The organism is Pseudomonas sp. CHM02 (genome assembly GCF_000612585.1).
In the GTDB taxonomy this organism is placed as follows: domain Bacteria; phylum Pseudomonadota; class Gammaproteobacteria; order Pseudomonadales; family Pseudomonadaceae; genus Aquipseudomonas.
Genome location: NZ_JFCA01000049.1, coordinates 13471 through 28914 on the forward strand (window position 1 = coordinate 13471; position 15444 = coordinate 28914).

The 15444-nt window shown below is 59.5% G+C and carries 15 protein-coding genes and 1 pseudogene; 11 read left to right on the plus strand and 5 right to left on the minus strand.

Annotated elements, in window-relative coordinates; translation table 11 throughout:
• Positions 1-31 precede the first annotated feature (31 nt).
• The 4 genes from sucC to BM70_RS0124860 all read left to right on the plus strand — a co-directional run bounded on the left by sucC (position 32) and on the right by BM70_RS0124860 (position 4791).
• On the plus strand, positions 32-1198 hold the full coding sequence (gene sucC, locus BM70_RS0124845; RefSeq protein ID WP_003190011.1) for an ADP-forming succinate--CoA ligase subunit beta: 1167 nt from the start codon (positions 32-34) through the stop codon (positions 1196-1198).
• On the plus strand, positions 1198-2079 hold the full coding sequence (gene sucD, locus BM70_RS0124850; protein ID WP_003172813.1) for a succinate--CoA ligase subunit alpha: 882 nt from the start codon (positions 1198-1200) through the stop codon (positions 2077-2079). Before sucC ends, sucD begins: the two co-directional genes overlap by 1 nt.
• A gap of 452 nt (positions 2080-2531) precedes the next feature.
• Complete coding sequence (gene brnQ / locus BM70_RS0124855) at positions 2532-3845, plus strand: branched-chain amino acid transport system II carrier protein (protein WP_025858538.1); 1314 nt, start codon at positions 2532-2534, stop codon at positions 3843-3845.
• Between the two features lie 208 nt (positions 3846-4053).
• Positions 4054-4791 carry a DUF599 domain-containing protein gene (locus BM70_RS0124860; RefSeq protein ID WP_025858539.1) on the plus strand — a complete coding sequence of 246 codons (738 nt, stop codon included), beginning with the start codon at positions 4054-4056 and terminating at the stop codon, positions 4789-4791.
• Between the two features lie 90 nt (positions 4792-4881).
• On the opposite strand, the gene BM70_RS0124865 is transcribed toward BM70_RS0124860, so the two are convergent.
• Positions 4882-5133 (minus strand): hypothetical protein, encoded by a 252-nt coding sequence (locus BM70_RS0124865; RefSeq protein ID WP_025858540.1) that lies wholly within the window; start codon positions 5131-5133, stop codon positions 4882-4884.
• Positions 5134-5291: 158 nt separating this feature from the next.
• Between BM70_RS0124865 and BM70_RS0124870 the strand changes: the two genes are divergently transcribed.
• The 4 genes from BM70_RS0124870 to BM70_RS0124885 all read left to right on the plus strand — a co-directional run bounded on the left by BM70_RS0124870 (position 5292) and on the right by BM70_RS0124885 (position 9031).
• Entirely contained in the window at positions 5292-5768 is a 477-nt protein-coding gene (locus BM70_RS0124870) for a PaaI family thioesterase (RefSeq protein ID WP_025858541.1), read from the plus strand.
• Positions 5765-6217: a PaaI family thioesterase gene (locus BM70_RS0124875; protein ID WP_025858542.1), complete on the plus strand. Its 453-nt coding sequence runs from the start codon at positions 5765-5767 to the stop codon at positions 6215-6217. Before BM70_RS0124870 ends, BM70_RS0124875 begins: the two co-directional genes overlap by 4 nt.
• Positions 6218-6306: 89 nt before the next feature.
• Positions 6307-8211 (plus strand): molecular chaperone HtpG, encoded by a 1905-nt coding sequence (gene htpG / locus BM70_RS0124880; RefSeq protein WP_025858543.1) that lies wholly within the window; start codon positions 6307-6309, stop codon positions 8209-8211.
• Positions 8212-8302: 91 nt separating this feature from the next.
• On the plus strand, positions 8303-9031 hold the full coding sequence (locus tag BM70_RS0124885; RefSeq protein ID WP_025858544.1) for a dienelactone hydrolase family protein: 729 nt from the start codon (positions 8303-8305) through the stop codon (positions 9029-9031).
• Positions 9032-9105: 74 nt separating this feature from the next.
• Here the strand turns inward: BM70_RS0124885 and BM70_RS0124890 are convergent, their stop codons facing one another.
• The gene (locus BM70_RS0124890) at positions 9106-9972 is read right to left on the minus strand and encodes a pirin family protein (RefSeq protein ID WP_025858545.1); all 867 of its coding nucleotides are present in this window, start codon (positions 9970-9972) and stop codon (positions 9106-9108) included.
• A gap of 64 nt (positions 9973-10036) precedes the next feature.
• Positions 10037-10453, minus strand: coding sequence for an OsmC family protein (locus BM70_RS0124895; protein ID WP_012723101.1), 417 nt, complete (start codon positions 10451-10453; stop codon positions 10037-10039).
• Positions 10454-10594: 141 nt separating this feature from the next.
• Here BM70_RS0124895 and BM70_RS0124900 point away from each other — a divergent pair, with 141 nt between their 5' ends.
• The 3 genes and pseudogenes from BM70_RS0124900 (at position 10595) to BM70_RS34005 (ending at position 13338) form a co-directional block, all read left to right on the plus strand.
• Positions 10595-11617: an amidohydrolase family protein gene (locus tag BM70_RS0124900; protein WP_025858546.1), complete on the plus strand. Its 1023-nt coding sequence runs from the start codon at positions 10595-10597 to the stop codon at positions 11615-11617.
• 95 nt (positions 11618-11712) lie between these two features.
• A pseudogene (locus BM70_RS34000) lies at positions 11713-12483 on the plus strand (MCP four helix bundle domain-containing protein); the annotation flags it as partial.
• Positions 12475-13338, plus strand: a complete 864-nt coding sequence (locus BM70_RS34005) for a methyl-accepting chemotaxis protein (protein WP_371262181.1) — start codon at positions 12475-12477, stop codon at positions 13336-13338. The pseudogene BM70_RS34000 and the gene BM70_RS34005, both read left to right, overlap by 9 nt.
• A gap of 170 nt (positions 13339-13508) precedes the next feature.
• On the opposite strand, the gene fabB is transcribed toward BM70_RS34005, so the two are convergent.
• Both fabB and fabA read right to left on the minus strand, forming a co-directional pair.
• Entirely contained in the window at positions 13509-14729 is a 1221-nt protein-coding gene (gene fabB / locus BM70_RS0124910; protein ID WP_016974674.1) for a beta-ketoacyl-ACP synthase I, read from the minus strand.
• 11 nt (positions 14730-14740) lie between these two features.
• Positions 14741-15256 carry a 3-hydroxyacyl-[acyl-carrier-protein] dehydratase FabA gene (fabA, locus tag BM70_RS0124915; protein WP_025858548.1) on the minus strand — a complete coding sequence of 172 codons (516 nt, stop codon included), beginning with the start codon at positions 15254-15256 and terminating at the stop codon, positions 14741-14743.
• Positions 15257-15444 lie beyond the last annotated feature (188 nt).

Sequence of the window (15444 nt, forward strand, 5' to 3'; positions counted from 1 at the left end):
TGCGCAGTACCTAACGAAGACGGTAAAAAGCATGAATCTTCACGAGTATCAGGGTAAGCAGCTGTTCGCTGAATACGGCCTGCCAGTTTCCAAGGGCTACGCAGTAGACACCCCGGAAGCAGCAGCAGAAGCTTGCGACAAAATCGGTGGCAGCGAGTGGGTTGTCAAAGCCCAGGTCCACGCCGGTGGTCGCGGTAAAGCGGGCGGCGTAAAGCTGGTTCGCAGCAAAGAAGACGCCAAGGCCTTCGCACAGCAGTGGCTGGGCAAGCGTCTGGTGACTTACCAGACTGATGCCAATGGCCAGCCAGTCACCAAGATCCTGGTTGAATCGTGCACTGATATCGCTAAAGAGCTGTACCTGGGCGCTGTCGTTGACCGTTCGAGCCGTCGCATCGTGTTCATGGCTTCCACCGAAGGTGGCGTGGACATCGAGAAGATCGCTCACGAAACCCCAGAAAAAATTCTGAAGGCCACTATCGATCCACTGGTTGGCGCTCAGCCATTCCAGGGTCGCGAGCTGGCTTTCCAGTTGGGTCTGGAAGGCAAGCAAGTTGCCCAGTTCGCCAAGATTTTCGTAGGTCTGGCCAAACTGTTCCAGGATCACGATCTGGCCCTGCTGGAAGTGAACCCGCTGGTGATCAAGGCTGACGGCGATCTGCACTGCCTGGACGCCAAGATCAACATCGACGCCAACGCCATGTACCGTCAGCCTAAGCTGAAGACTTTCCACGATCCGTCGCAAGACGATCCGCGCGAAGCGCACGCTGCCAAGTTCGAACTGAACTACGTAGCCCTGGAAGGTAACATCGGTTGCATGGTCAACGGTGCTGGCCTGGCCATGGGTACCATGGACATCGTCAACCTGCATGGCGGCAAACCAGCCAACTTCCTCGACGTGGGCGGTGGTGCTACCAAAGAACGCGTTACCGAAGCCTTCAAGATCATCCTGTCCGACTCCAACGTCGCTGCAGTACTGGTCAACATCTTCGGCGGCATCGTTCGTTGCGACATGATTGCCGAAGGCATCATCGGTGCAGTGAAAGAAGTTGGCGTTAAAATCCCGGTTGTTGTTCGCCTTGAAGGCAACAACGCTGAACTGGGCGCTAAAGTACTGGCAGAAAGCGGTTTGAACATCATCGCGGCTACCAGCCTGACCGACGCTGCTCAACAAGTTGTCAAAGCTGCGGAGGGCAAATAATGAGCGTCCTGATCAATAAAGACACCAAAGTTATCTGCCAGGGTATTACCGGTTCGCAAGGTAGTTTCCACACCCAGCAAGCCATCGAATACGGCACCAAGATGGTGGGTGGTGTAACGCCTGGTAAAGGCGGCACCGAGCACCTGGGCCTGCCAGTGTTCAACACCGTGAAAGACGCTGTAGCTGCCACTGGCGCCACCGCCAGCGTGATCTACGTTCCAGCTCCTTTCTGCAAGGACTCGATCCTGGAAGCAGCATTCGGCGGCATCAAGCTGATCGTCTGCATCACCGAAGGCATTCCTACCCTGGACATGCTGGACGCTAAAGTTAAGTGCGACGAGCTGGGCGTAGTCCTGATCGGCCCTAACTGCCCAGGCGTGATCACTCCAGGCGAATGCAAGATCGGCATCATGCCAGGTCACATTCACTTGCCAGGTAAAGTCGGTATCGTTTCCCGTTCCGGCACCCTGACCTACGAAGCTGTTAAGCAAACCACTGACGCCGGTTTCGGTCAGTCGACTTGCGTCGGCATCGGCGGTGACCCGATCCCAGGCTCGAACTTCATCGATATCCTGAAGCTGTTCCAGGAAGACCCGAAGACCGAAGCGATCGTGATGATCGGTGAGATCGGCGGTTCGGCTGAAGAAGAAGCGGCTGCCTACATCAAGGCACACGTGACCAAGCCGGTTGTTTCCTACATCGCTGGTGTGACTGCCCCTGCTGGCAAGCGCATGGGCCATGCTGGCGCAATCATCTCTGGCGGCAAAGGCACTGCAGACGAGAAGTTCGCTGCACTGCAAGACGCAGGCGTAAAAACCGTGCGTTCGCTGGCAGACATCGGCAAGGCCCTGGCCGAGCTGACCGGTTGGGCTGTCAAGTAAGCCTCGCGCTTAGCTGACGCTTCACCACACAAAGGCCACCTTCGGGTGGCCTTTGTGCTTTCTGGGTTTATCCCTGCGTGGCGCGTGAACCTCTTGTAGGAGCCGGCTTGCCGGCGATCGCGGTGGTTCAGCGGCGGGATAGTCCACTGATGCACCGCCATCGCCGGCAAGCCGGCTCCTACAGTTTTGCGTATTGCCACATTAAGTAAACTGTCTTCCTTGCCAAATTAAGTATGAAAACGCGACATTAAGATGTCGCTTATCGGACAGTCCGCCCCGCAACAGTGCGTTTGTCAGCCCAATTCTGTAACCTAGCCGCCTCTTTATGCGTGCGCATCCCAAAAGGAAGCCCCGCGCTAGACCGGTCGGCTCCCATAAGGGCCGGCAGTATTTCCCTCATCCATAGGGAATCCCTCTCTAAATTCCGATTCAGTAGTGTGGTATTTCCCGAAATGAAAGTGTTGAAAAGCCAGGATATCCTGGCGTTGGGCTTTATGACGTTTGCCCTGTTCGTGGGCGCCGGTAACATCATCTTCCCGCCTATCGTTGGTTTGCAGTCCGGGCCTCACGTCTGGATGGCAGCGTTGGGCTTTCTGATCACGGCCGTCGGCCTGCCGGTGGTCACCGTGATCGCCCTGGCCAAGGTCGGTGGCGGTATGGACGCGCTGAGCAGCCCGATCGGCAAGATCGCCGGTGGCCTGCTGGCGGCGGCGGCGTATCTGGCGGTAGGACCGCTGTTCGCCACCCCGCGTACGGCCACCGTATCCTTTGAAGTGGGCCTGGCGCCGCTGACGGGCGAAAGCCCACTGGCGCTGTTCCTCTACAGTTCGGTGTATTTCCTGGTGGTGTTCTTTGTCTCCCTGTACCCAGGGCGACTGCTGGACACCGTTGGGCGCTTCCTCGCACCGCTGAAGATTATCGCGCTGGCCATCCTCGGAATCGCCGCCTTTGCCTTGCCGGCCGGTGAAGTGGGCGTCGCTACTCCGGAATATGTGGCCGCACCGTTTTCCCAAGGCTTTATCCAGGGCTACCTGACCATGGATACCCTGGGCGCCCTGGTGTTTGGTATCGTGATCGTCAATGCCATCCGCTCCCGTGGCGTCGAATCGCCGAAGCTCATCACCCGTTACGCCATCATTGCGGGCTTGATTGCCGGCGTGGGCCTGGCCCTGGTGTACTTCAGCCTGTTCCGCCTGGGTTCGGGCAGCCATGCCGTCGCCGCGGGCGCGAGCAACGGCGCAGCGGTGCTGCATGCTTACGTGCAACATACCTTCGGTTCCTTGGGTAGCGGCTTCCTGGCCGTGCTGATCTCCCTGGCGTGCCTGGTCACTGCTGTGGGTCTGACCTGCGCCTGCGCCGAGTACTTCAGCCGTATCCTGCCACTGTCCTACAAGGCCCTGGTGGTGATCCTGGCGCTGTTCTCGCTGTTCGTGTCCAACCTGGGCCTGACCAAGTTGATCGCGTTCTCGATCCCGGTACTGACGGCGATCTACCCACCGTGCATCGTGCTGGTAGCCTTGAGCTTCTGCAAAGACTTCTGGCATGAACAGGGCCGCATTGTTGGCCCGGTGATGCTGGTGTCGTTCATCTTTGGCTGCATCGACGCACTCAAGGGCGCTGGTCTGGCCGACTGGATGCCGTCGCAATTGGCACACCTGCCGCTGAGCGAGCAGGGCCTGGCGTGGTTGGTGCCCTCGGTGATGACGCTGGGTGTGGCGTTTGGGGTCGATCGTATGCTCGGTAAGCGCAGCGAAGCCATCGCTTAAACAGCCGGTTTTGCGCTGTATTGAAATGCCCCGTATTAATCGATACGGGGCATTTTTTATGCTTATAGAACACGATCCTGTAGGAGCCGGCTTGCCGGCGATGGGGGTACATCAGTCACGAACTGGATTGGCTGACACACCGCCATCGCTGGCAAGCCAGCTCCTACAATAGATTGTGTTCATCCAACCACCGTTGAATAGGACCCGCATGTCGTTCGTCGAGACCAATCAGATCCACCTGCTTGCCGCCCTCTGGTTCATCCTGTGCTGGGGCGGCTACACCCGTTATGCCACCTGGAAAGCCCGCGACACGGCCTGCCTGGCCAGTGTCCTGCATCTGTATCGCGAAGACTGGATGCGGCGCATGCTGCTGCGCGACAACCGCATCGCCGACGCCAGTGTGATCGGCAACCTGGAACGCAATGCCTCGTTCTTCGCCTCCAGCACCTTGATCATCCTCGCCGGCATTCTCACCGTGCTCGGCGCCTCGGAGCGCGCGGTGTCGTTGCTGGCGGATATCCCCATGGTGCAGCAGGCGTCCCAGGGTATGTCGGAGATCAAGCTGCTGTGCCTGGCGCTGGTGTTCGTCTACGCGTTCTTCACATTCAGCTGGTGCATGCGCCAGTACAACTTCGCGGCGGTGCTGGTGGGTTCGGCGCCGATGATCGGTGAGCGGCATGTGTCGGAACAGGAGCGCAAAGCGTTTGCCCTGCGCGCGGCGCGGGTGATCTCCATGGCTGCCAACCAGTTCAACTTTGGCCTGCGTTCTTATTACTTCGGCATGACCATGCTGGCGTGGTTTGTCAGCCCGTGGTTGTTCATGTTGATGAGCAGCGGGGTCGTGTTCGTGCTGTATCGCCGGGAGTTTCATTCCGACGTACTGCAAGTGATGGTGTATACGCAGACGGATACACCGCCGCCGGAACCGGTTAAAGAAGCCGCGTAATTAACCCTTCAAATAAAAACGCCAGACAAAGTAAAGCCCGCTATCTAAGCGGGCTTTCTTTTTGCAGCCAAGCTATTTCAAGCCGCGGTCTCAAGAACCGGTGCTTGGTGTAGCAGGTGCTGCTTCTTTTGCGGCGGCTTCGTTCGATTCAGCCTGAGCTTTGGCAGCATCGGCGTTTTCTTTCGCAGCGTCGTTCACTTTATCCTGAGCCTTCGCCATATCTTTTTGAGCTTGCTCGGAATGCGAGGCAGCGTCTTGGGCTTTGTCTTCGGATTTCTTATCGCAGGCAGCGAGACCGAGGGCAGCGGCCAACATCATGGAAATAGCTAAAGTCTTGCGCATGGGGTGTTTCTCCTTATTGAAGATATCTACTGGCCTTTCGAGCCTGGGGGTTCGGCATTAGTTCCTTTTATTACGCAGATATATAAACCACGCTCGCCAAGGAACTTTCACCCGCCGCTTCTACTCCGCGGATCAACACAAATAAGAGTCTGTATCGAATGACCGAAAAACCCTTGTTAGAGCGCGCCACGCGCTTTATATCCGCCTTGCGCCACTGTCAGGTGCTGGGTATTACCGCTTATCAGGCCAGCGAGGAGGGCATTACGCTGGTCATGCCTTATGGCCCGCACCTGGTCGGCGACCCACGGACCGGCGTGATCCACGGCGGCGCGTTGACCTCCCTGATGGACACCGCCTGCGGCATGGCGACCTTGTGTGTATTGCCGGAGTTCGAGGTGTGCCCGACCCTCGACCTGCGCGTTGACTACATGCATCCCGCCGCGCCACACCAGCCGGTGTACGGCTTCGCCCAATGCTACCGGGTGACCACCGACGTGATCTTCACCCGTGGCTTTGCCTACCAGGATGATCCGCAACAACCCATCGCCCATGTGGTGGGCACGTTCATGCGCATGGGCAAGCGCCTCAAGGGCACGCAAGGGTTGAGCAATACGATCAAGGGAGAGCAGGCATGACGCACCGATTCAAGACCCGCCTGGAGCAGGCCCATGAGCGCGGCGATTACGAGGCGCTGCTCAACCTGATCCCCTACGCCAAGCTGATCGGCATCGAATGCACCCGGCTGGGGGATGAGTTGTTGTTCCGCCTGCCGGCCAACAAGGACAATATTGGTAACCCTATATTGCCGGCGCTCCATGGCGGTGTGATCGCGGGCTTCATGGAGCTGTCCGCTGCACTGCACCTGCTGGTGTTCACCGGTGCGCCGGGCTTTCCGAAAATCATCGATTTTTCCCTGGATTACCTGCGCGCCGGCCAGTTTCGCGACACCTACGCCAAATGCCAGGTGTGGCGCCAGGGCCGACGAGTGGCCAATGTGGCGATTACCGCCTGGCAAAGCACGGCGGCCGAGCCGATCGCCACCGCCCGTGCGCATTTCAAGATCGAGGAACCAAGCCGCCCTTGAAATCCTGGTCTTAGCCCCCAACTTTGATGACAACCCGCCGCCAACCCTCAAGGGCGCGGCCACTGCCATCCAATTGGAGTTTGATGACCATGAGTGTGGAAACTCAAAAGGAAACCCTGGGCTTCCAGACCGAGGTGAAGCAACTGCTGCACCTCATGATCCATTCGCTGTATTCCAACAAGGAAATCTTCCTTCGCGAATTGATCTCGAACGCCTCTGACGCTGTCGACAAATTACGTTTCGAAGCCCTGTCCAAGCCTGAGTTGCTGGAAGGTGGCGCCGAACTGAAAATCCGTGTGAGCTTCGACAAGGACGCCAAGACCGTCACCCTCGAAGACAACGGCATCGGCATGAGCCGCGAAGACGCGATCACCCACCTGGGGACCATCGCGAAATCCGGTACTGCCGACTTCATGAAGAACCTGTCGGGCGACCAGAAGAAAGATTCGCACCTGATCGGCCAGTTCGGCGTGGGCTTCTACTCGGCCTTCATCGTGGCCGACAAGGTTGAAGTGTTCAGCCGCCGCGCCGGCCTCGACGCCAGTGAAGGCGTGCACTGGTCGTCCAAAGGCGAGGGCGAATTTGAAATCGCCACCATCGACAAGGCCGACCGTGGCACCCGTATCGTCCTGCACCTGAAGTCCGGTGAAGACGAATTCGCCGATGGCTGGCGCCTGCGCAACATCGTCAAGAAGTACTCCGACCACATCGCCTTGCCGATCGAGCTGCCGAAAGAACAAGCGGCCGCCGAAGGCGAAGAGGCACCGGCCCAGGAATGGGAAGTGGTCAACCGTGCCAGCGCGCTGTGGACCCGTCCGCGTACCGAGATCAAGGACGAGGAATACCAGGAGTTCTACAAACACATCGGCCACGACTACGAAAACCCGCTGAGCTGGAGCCACAACAAGGTCGAAGGCAAGCTGGAATACAGCTCGCTGCTCTACGTACCGGCCCGTGCTCCGTTCGACCTGTACCAGCGTGAAGCGCCAAAAGGCCTGAAGCTCTACGTGCAGCGCGTGTTCGTGATGGACCAGGCGGAGTCCTTCCTGCCGCTGTACCTGCGCTTCATCAAGGGTGTGGTCGACTCCAACGACCTGTCGCTGAACGTGTCGCGGGAAATCCTGCAGAAAGACCCGATCATCGATTCCATGAAGTCGGCACTGACCAAGCGCGTGCTCGACATGCTGGAAAAACTGGCGAAGAACGAGCCTGAGCAATACAAAGGCTTCTGGAAAAACTTCGGCCAGGTCATGAAAGAAGGCCCGGCGGAAGATTTCGCCAACAAGGAAAAAATTGCTGGCCTGCTGCGTTTTGCCTCCACCCAGGGCGACGACGGCGAGCAGGTTGTGTCCCTGGCCGAGTACCTGGCGCGCGCCAAGGAAGGTCAAGACAAGATCTACTACCTCACTGGCGAAACCTACGCTCAGGTCAAGAACAGCCCGCACCTGGAAGTCTTCCGCAAGAAAGGCATCGAAGTGCTGCTGTTGACCGACCGTATCGATGAGTGGCTGATGAGCTACCTCAACGAGTTCGACGGCAAGTCCTTCGTCGACGTGGCACGTGGTGACCTGGACCTGGGTAACCTGGACTCCGAGGAAGAGAAGAAAGAAGCCGAAGAAGTCGCCAAGTCCAAAGAAGGCTTGGTTGAGCGGATCAAGGCGTCCCTGGGCGACGCCGTCAGCGAAGTGCGGGTTTCCCACCGCCTGACTGATTCCCCGGCGATCCTGGCCATCGGCGAGCAGGACCTGGGCATGCAGATGCGCCAGATCCTCGAGGCCAGCGGCCAGAAGGTTCCGGATTCCAAGCCGATCTTCGAATTCAACCCGGCTCACCCGCTGATCGAGAAACTCGACGGCGAGCAGAGCGAAGAGCGTTTCGGCGACCTGTCGCATATCCTCTTCGACCAGGCGGCCCTGGCCGCTGGCGACAGCCTGAAAGACCCGGCCGCTTATGTGCGCCGACTGAACAAGCTGTTGGTGGAACTGTCGGTTTGACACTGTTGTAGGAAAAACCCGCTTCGGCGGGTTTTTTCGTTCTGGCGCTTCACTGCAGGAGCGTCGTTAAGCCACTCAACTGGAGTAAATGATGAGCCAAGTCACAGTACGTTCCGTGGTCTATCAGATTGATGGCCAGTCTTATGAAAGCCGCCTCGCGTTTGATGCCAGCCACAAGGGCCCGCTACCGGGCCTGCTGATGGCACCGAACTGGATGGGGGTGAGTGCGGGTGCTGAAGAAATCGCCAAAAGCGTGGCCAGCAAGGGCTACGTGGTGCTGATCGCCGACCTGTACGGGCAAGCCGTGCGCCCGTCGAATGGCGATGAAGCCGGCGCTGCAATGATGCCGTTGAAGAACGATCGTCGCTTGCTGACCAAGCGCATGCAGGCGGCCTTCGAGCAGTTGCAAGGCCAGACCGAAGCCGCTGTCGACACCGCTAAGCTGGCGACCTTTGGTTTCTGCTTCGGCGGTTGCTGCTCTCTGGAATTGGCGCGTACCGGCGTACCGGTCAAGGCGGCCATCTCGTTCCACGGCACCCTCGACACACCGAACCCGGCGGATGCGAAGCACATCAAGGGTTCCGTGCTGGTGCTGCACGGTGCTTCCGACCCGTTGGTGCCGAAAGAGCAACTGCCGGCATTCGAAGATGAAATGAACGCAGCGGGCGTGGACTGGCAATTGCTGAGCTACGGCGGCGCGGTGCACTCCTTCACTGACCCGCACGCGAATGTGCCGGGCAAGATGATGTACGACGCAAAGACCGCCAAGCGGGCGTTCCAGTCGATGCATAACTTGTTGGATGAAGTGTTCAAGGCCTGATGGCCTCATCGCTGGCACGCCAGCTCCTACATTTGAAACGCATTCCCCTGTAGGAGTCGGCTTGCCGGCGATCGCTATCTCAGCGGCAACTCAATTCTTTCAGACTCACCCGGCACCGTCGGCCAGTCCCCAGCCGCCCAGCGCTGCCTGGCCTGTTCGATCACCGCCGGATCACTCGCGACAAAATTCCAATTGATCCGCCGTGGCCCGTCCAGCGGCGCGCCGCCAAACACCACCAGGTGGCAATCGCTTTCGGCGAACAGGGTCATTTCCTGTCCGGCCGGCAACACCACCAGGCTGTGCACCTCAAGCGCCTCGCCGTCCAACTGAGCGTCACCCTCCAATACATACACCGCGCGTTCCTCATGCTCATCAGCAATCAGCAGCGTCGTGGCCGTTTGCATCTGCACCTCGGCATACAGCGTGGGCGACAGCACGGGTACCGGCGATTTCAGGCAAAACCCGTGGCCCGCGATCAGCCGGATCTGTACGCCCAGGTTGTCACTCACCGGCAGGCTCGCCGCTGGGTGATGGCTGTAATGCCCCGGCCCCGTCTCGTGGTCCTTGGGGGAGGCCAGCCAGACCTGCAGTCCATGCAGGCTGAACCCACTGGCCCTGACCGCTTCGGGTGTACGTTCGACGTGGGCAATCGCGCTGCCGGCAGTCATCCAGCTGACATCGCCGGCCTGCACCACCTGGTCGGAGCCCAGACTGTCCTTGTGCTGCAGCGCACCTTCAAACAGATAGGTGAGGGTCGACAGCCCGATATGCGGGTGCTGGCGGATATTCATGCCATTGCCCGGTGCGTAGCGGGTGAGCAGCATGTGGTCGAAAAACACAAAAGGCCCGACGCTGCGGCATTCCCGCGAGGGCAGCGGGCGCAGGATGGGTTGGCCCTCGACGTCTTCGGGGCGAGGGCGGATCACGGTGAGGGTGGTCATGGTGCGTCCCAGTCTGAGCGGGTTGGATGCTGTTGAGCATAACCCGCTCCACGGGAGGTTGCCGCTATTGGCTGAAGGCGCCTTCCGACAGTTGCGTGTCGATGCTGATCTCGGCGGTGGTCATCAGCTTGTGCACCGGGCAGCGATCCGCCACGCGGTGCAGCTCATCACGCTGTTCGTCGGTGAGTACGCCCTTGAGTGTCAGCTTGACGTTGAGCTTGTATTTGCCCTTTTGCTCTTCAGCGGCGTCGTGGGTGACTTCCACGGTCACACCCGTGAGCGGAATGTCTTTTTTCTGCGCATAGAGCTTGAGGGTCAGGGCTTTGCACGAGGCCAGGGCGGCATCGAAGTAGTCATGGGGGGAGGGTGCCGAATCGTCGCCACCCAGGCTCTTGGGCAGGTCGGTGAACAACTCATGGTTGTTGATGTTGACGCTATGACGAAAGTTGTCCTGGTTCAGGGTATTGACGGTAACAGGCATGGTAAACCTCACAGGGTGGCAGGATGAAGGTCATGCAGTTATAGAGCATGCTGGCACTTCGGTGTTCCGCGTTTTTTTGCGGGATGAACCGCGGCAGCGCGCGCAAGGTCTACCCGTATCTGCCCTTATCGAGGTTTTACCGTGCCCTGGACTCGCCTGACTCTTGCCCTGTTGCTCGCCGCCAGCAGCCTTGCCGTGCAGGCCCGCGACTATGCCTACAGCGATGCGCACCTGCATTACGTGGATTTCTTCCAGGAAACCGCAGGCATGGACAAGCTGCTCAAGGCGATGGCCGACAACCGCATCGAGCACGTGATGATTTCCGGCATACCGGTTGCGAAGAAATGGCACGAAGACGAACCCAAGCGCCCGCGCTATTACGCCGGTGATGATGCCGATGCCTACTGGTACAGTGCCACCGACGTGATCGTGGCCGCAGCCGTCAACAAGCTGACCCCTGAGCAGCGCCCGCACTTTCATCCGTTTCTGTCCGGCTTCAACCCCAACGACAAAAACTCCGCAGCCCATATCCAACGCATGCTCGACCTCAACCCTGGGCTGTGGCAGGGCATCGGCGAGGTCTTCACCCGCCATGACGACCTGACGGCCATCACCGCTGGCGACACCCCGCGTGCCAATAACGAAGCCATGACGCGCATCTATCACCTGGCAGCGGAAAACGACCTGCCGGTGATGCTCCATTCCAACATCACCTCCAAGCGCGAGCGCAACCCGTTGTACCTGGCTGAGGTGGAGGAGCCGTTGCGCAACCATCCCCATACCCGCTTCATCTGGGCCCACGCCGGCACCAGCAAGGAAATCCACCGCCACCAGGTGCAAATGGACTTTTTGCTGCCCACCCTGAGCCGCATGCTCGAGGCTTATCCCAACCTGTATATCGACCTGTCCTGGAGCATGCTCACGCCGTACTTGCTGGATGACGCGGGTCAGCCGCGCCCGGAGTGGGTAAGGCTGGTGGAGCGCTTCCCGGAGCGGTTCATGCTGGGCTCGGACGTCGTGGGGCGGTTCAACAAGCTGGGTAAGGAAATGCGCCGCTTTGACCCTTTCCTGGATGCCTTGCCTGAGGACGTTGCCCGCAAAGTGGCGCGGGACAACTTTCTTGCCATCCTGCCTAGAGCGACTCAACAGGGTATGGCACGTTGATATCGCGTTTTCGTCTTACGCAAACACGGTGAAGCGCCGATACCTTTCAAGAGCCAGCTGCAAATGGATGCAGCGCAATTGGAAGGAGCCAAGGCATGAGTATCAGAAGTCTGAATATCGCCCCGCGCGCAGGCTTGGGATTTGGCGTGTTGGCGTTGATGGTGTTTGCGTTGGGCGGCTTTGCCCTGTTGCAGATGGCCAATATGCGCCAGCAGTCGGACCAGGTGGAAAACAACTGGCTGCCCAGCGTGATGGCGGTGGGGGAGATGAGCCAGGACCTGCTGCGCATTCGTGCGTTGACCTTGCGCCTGCTCGTCAATCGCGACCCCCAGGCGCTGGCGCAGAACGAACAGAAGCTCAGCGACCTGAAAAACGGCCTGCATAAGGCCCAGGCGCTCTACGAGGCGCTGATCGTGCTGCCCGAGGAGCGTACGCTGTTTGATCGCTTCAAGGTCCAGGAACAGCAATACCTGCAACGCCAGGAGCAGGTCATGGGATTTTCCAGGGTCAATCAGCTGGACGATGCGATCAAAGTGGTCAACGGCGAGATGAACCAACTCGCTGACGAGTTGGCGGCGACGCTGCACGAGCTGGTCAACCTCAACAAAGCCAATGCCAACCAGGCGGCAAGCCTGGCGCAAAGTGTGTTCAGCCAGTCGCGCAGTTGGGTGATCGGCATGATCGTGCTCACCGCGCTGATCACCATCGGCCTGGCGGTGTGGCTGACACGCAGCATCGTATTGCCCCTGGCGCAATCGCTGAAAGTCGCCCAGGGCGTCGCCAGTGGCGACCTCACGGGTGAGATCAGCGTCAGTGGCAACGATGAGCCGGCGCGCCTGCAGCAGGCGCTCAAGGGCATGCAGGAGAACCTGCGCGACACCATCCGGCGTATCTCCGAGTCTTCGAACCAATTGGCATCGGCCTCGGAAGAACTCAGTTGTGTCACCGAAGACGCCACGCGTGGCTTGCACCAGCAGAACCAGGAAATCGAACAGGCCGCCACGGCGGTCAACCAGATGACGGCGGCAGTGGAAGAGGTGGCGAGCAATGCGGTGGCCACATCCCAGGCGTCCCGCGAGTCCGACCGGATTGCCCAGCATGGGCGCGCGCAGGTGCACCAGACGGTGGTGTCGATCGAGGCGCTGGCCACTGACGTGACCGACAACGTGACGCAGGTCGAGGACCTGGCCCAGAAGGTCTATGGCATCAGCAAGGTACTGGATGTGATCCGCTCGATTGCCGAGCAGACCAACCTGCTGGCGCTGAATGCCGCGATCGAGGCGGCGCGCGCCGGGGATGCCGGACGTGGCTTTGCGGTGGTGGCCGATGAAGTGCGCGCCCTGGCTCATCGTACCCAACAGTCGACGCGGGAAATCGAGCAGATGATCGGCGGGATTCAGCAGGGCACCGATCAAGCGGTCAGCTCGATGCAGCAAAGCAACAGCCGGGCACGCTCGACCCTGGACATCGCCAAATCGGCAGGCACGGCACTGGAGGAGATTGCCTCGGCGTTCACCTTGATCAACGAGCGCAACCTGGTGATCGCCAGCGCGTCGGAACAGCAGGCGGCGGTGGCGCGGGAGGTGGATCGCAACCTGATGAACATCCGCGACCTGGCGCATCAGACCTCGACCGGGGCCAACCAGACCAGCGCGGCGAGCCAGGAGTTGTCGCGCTTGGCGGTAGACCTGAACACCTTGGTGGCGCGGTTTTCGGTGTAGGGCCGGGTACCGAGTTGGCGCTATCGCAGGCAAGCCAGCTCCCACAGGGGAATGCATTTCAAATGTGGGAGCTGGCTTGCCTGCGATGAAGGCTACTCGGTCTTAAATCCATTACCCACAAAAAAGCCCCGAACCAGTCGGGGCTTTTTCATGCAATCAAGCTACAGGTCTTACTGACCCTGCCAGCGTTTCAGCACCAGAGTAGCGTTAGTGCCACCAAAGCCGAAGCTGTTGCTCATCACGGTGTCGATTTTTGCATTCTCAACGGTCTTGGTCAGGATTGGCATGTCTGCCACAACCGGATCAATCTCGTCGATGTTGGCCGAACCGGCCATGAAGTTGCCTTCCATCATCAGCAGGCAGTAGATCGCTTCGTGGACGCCGGCAGCGCCCAGGGAGTGACCGGACAGGCTCTTGGTGGAGCTGATGGCCGGGGCCTTGTCGCCGAAGACCGCACGCACGCCTTCCATTTCCTTGGCATCGCCGACCGGAGTCGAGGTGCCGTGGGTGTTCAGGTAGTCGATTGGGGTGTCCACGGTGGACATGGCCATCTGCATGCAACGGATGGCGCCTTCACCGCTTGGGGCAACCATGTCGTAGCCATCGGAGGTTGCGCCGTAGCCGACGATTTCCGCGTAGATCTTGGCACCACGGGCCAGAGCGTGTTCCAGCTCCTCGACCACCACCATGCCGCCACCGCCGGCGATGACGAAACCGTCACGCTTGGCGTCGTAGGCGCGGGAGGCTTTTTCCGGGGTTTCGTTGTACTGGGTGGACAGCGCGCCCATGGCGTCGAACAGGAACGACTGGCTCCAATGTTCTTCTTCACCGCCGCCGGCGAACACGATGTCCTGCTTGCCCAGCTGGATCTGCTCAACGGCAGTACCGATGCAGTGAGCACTGGTGGCGCACGCGGAGGAGATCGAGTAGTTCACGCCCTTGATCTGGAACGGTGTGGCCAGGCAGGCGGAAACGGTGCTGCCCATGGTCCGCGTGACACGGTACGGGCCAACGCGCTTCACGCCTTTTTCGCGCAGGATGTCCAGCGCTTCCATCTGGTTGAGGGTCGATGCGCCGCCGGAGCCGGCGATCAGGCCGGTGCGTACGTTCGAGACCTGGTCGTCGCTCAGGCCGGAGTCGGCGATCGCGTCTTTCATCGCCAGGTAGGCGTAGGCGGCAGCGTGGCCGACGAAGCGATAGATCTTGCGATCGATCAGTTCTTCGAGGGGCAGGTCGATGGAGCCGGAAACCTGGCTACGCAGACCCATTTCGGCATATTCCGGGTTGAAGCGGATGCCAGGGCGACTTGCACGCAGGTTAGCGGTGACGGTCTCTTTGTCATTGCCCAGGCAAGAAACGATGCCCAGACCAGTGATAACGACGCGGCGCATGCGGATAACCCTTAAAAGTTGTCAGTGGAAGTGAATACGCCGACCCGAAGGCCTTCGGCAGTATAGATCTCGCGACCGTCGACGCTCACCGAACCATCGGCGATGGCCAGGTTCAGCTTGCCCTTGAGGACGCGCTTGATTTGAATGTTGTAGGTGACTTTCTTGGCGGTCGGCAGGACCTGGCCAAAGAACTTCACTTCGCCCGAACCCAGGGCACGACCGCGACCCGGCAGGCCTTGCCAGCCGAGGAAGAAACCGACCAGCTGCCACATGGCGTCAAGGCCCAGGCAACCTGGCATGACAGGGTCGCCTTCGAAATGGCAGGCGAAGAACCACAAATCCTCGGTGATATCCAGCTCGGCGACCAATTCACCTTTGCCGTACTTGCCACCCTCTTCGCTGATATGGGTGATGCGATCCACCATCAGCATGTTCGGGGCGGGCAGTTGCGCGTTACCTGGGCCGAACAGCTCACCGCGACTGCAGCGCAGCAGGTCTTCCCGAGTAAAGGCGTTTTGTTTGGTCATGCGAGCTCCTCAATAATCCCATGCGGCAGGGTAGGGCAAATCTTCCCGAACCGAATGAAGCGTTCATGCCTCATGTCGGCAGCCTACACATAGACTATTGCGTTGTAGTGAAAGTCACAGCGGCAAGGTACTGAATGTACACTTGTTCACTGAAATTTTAAACCGAGCCTGTTTCCGGGCCCGTTCGG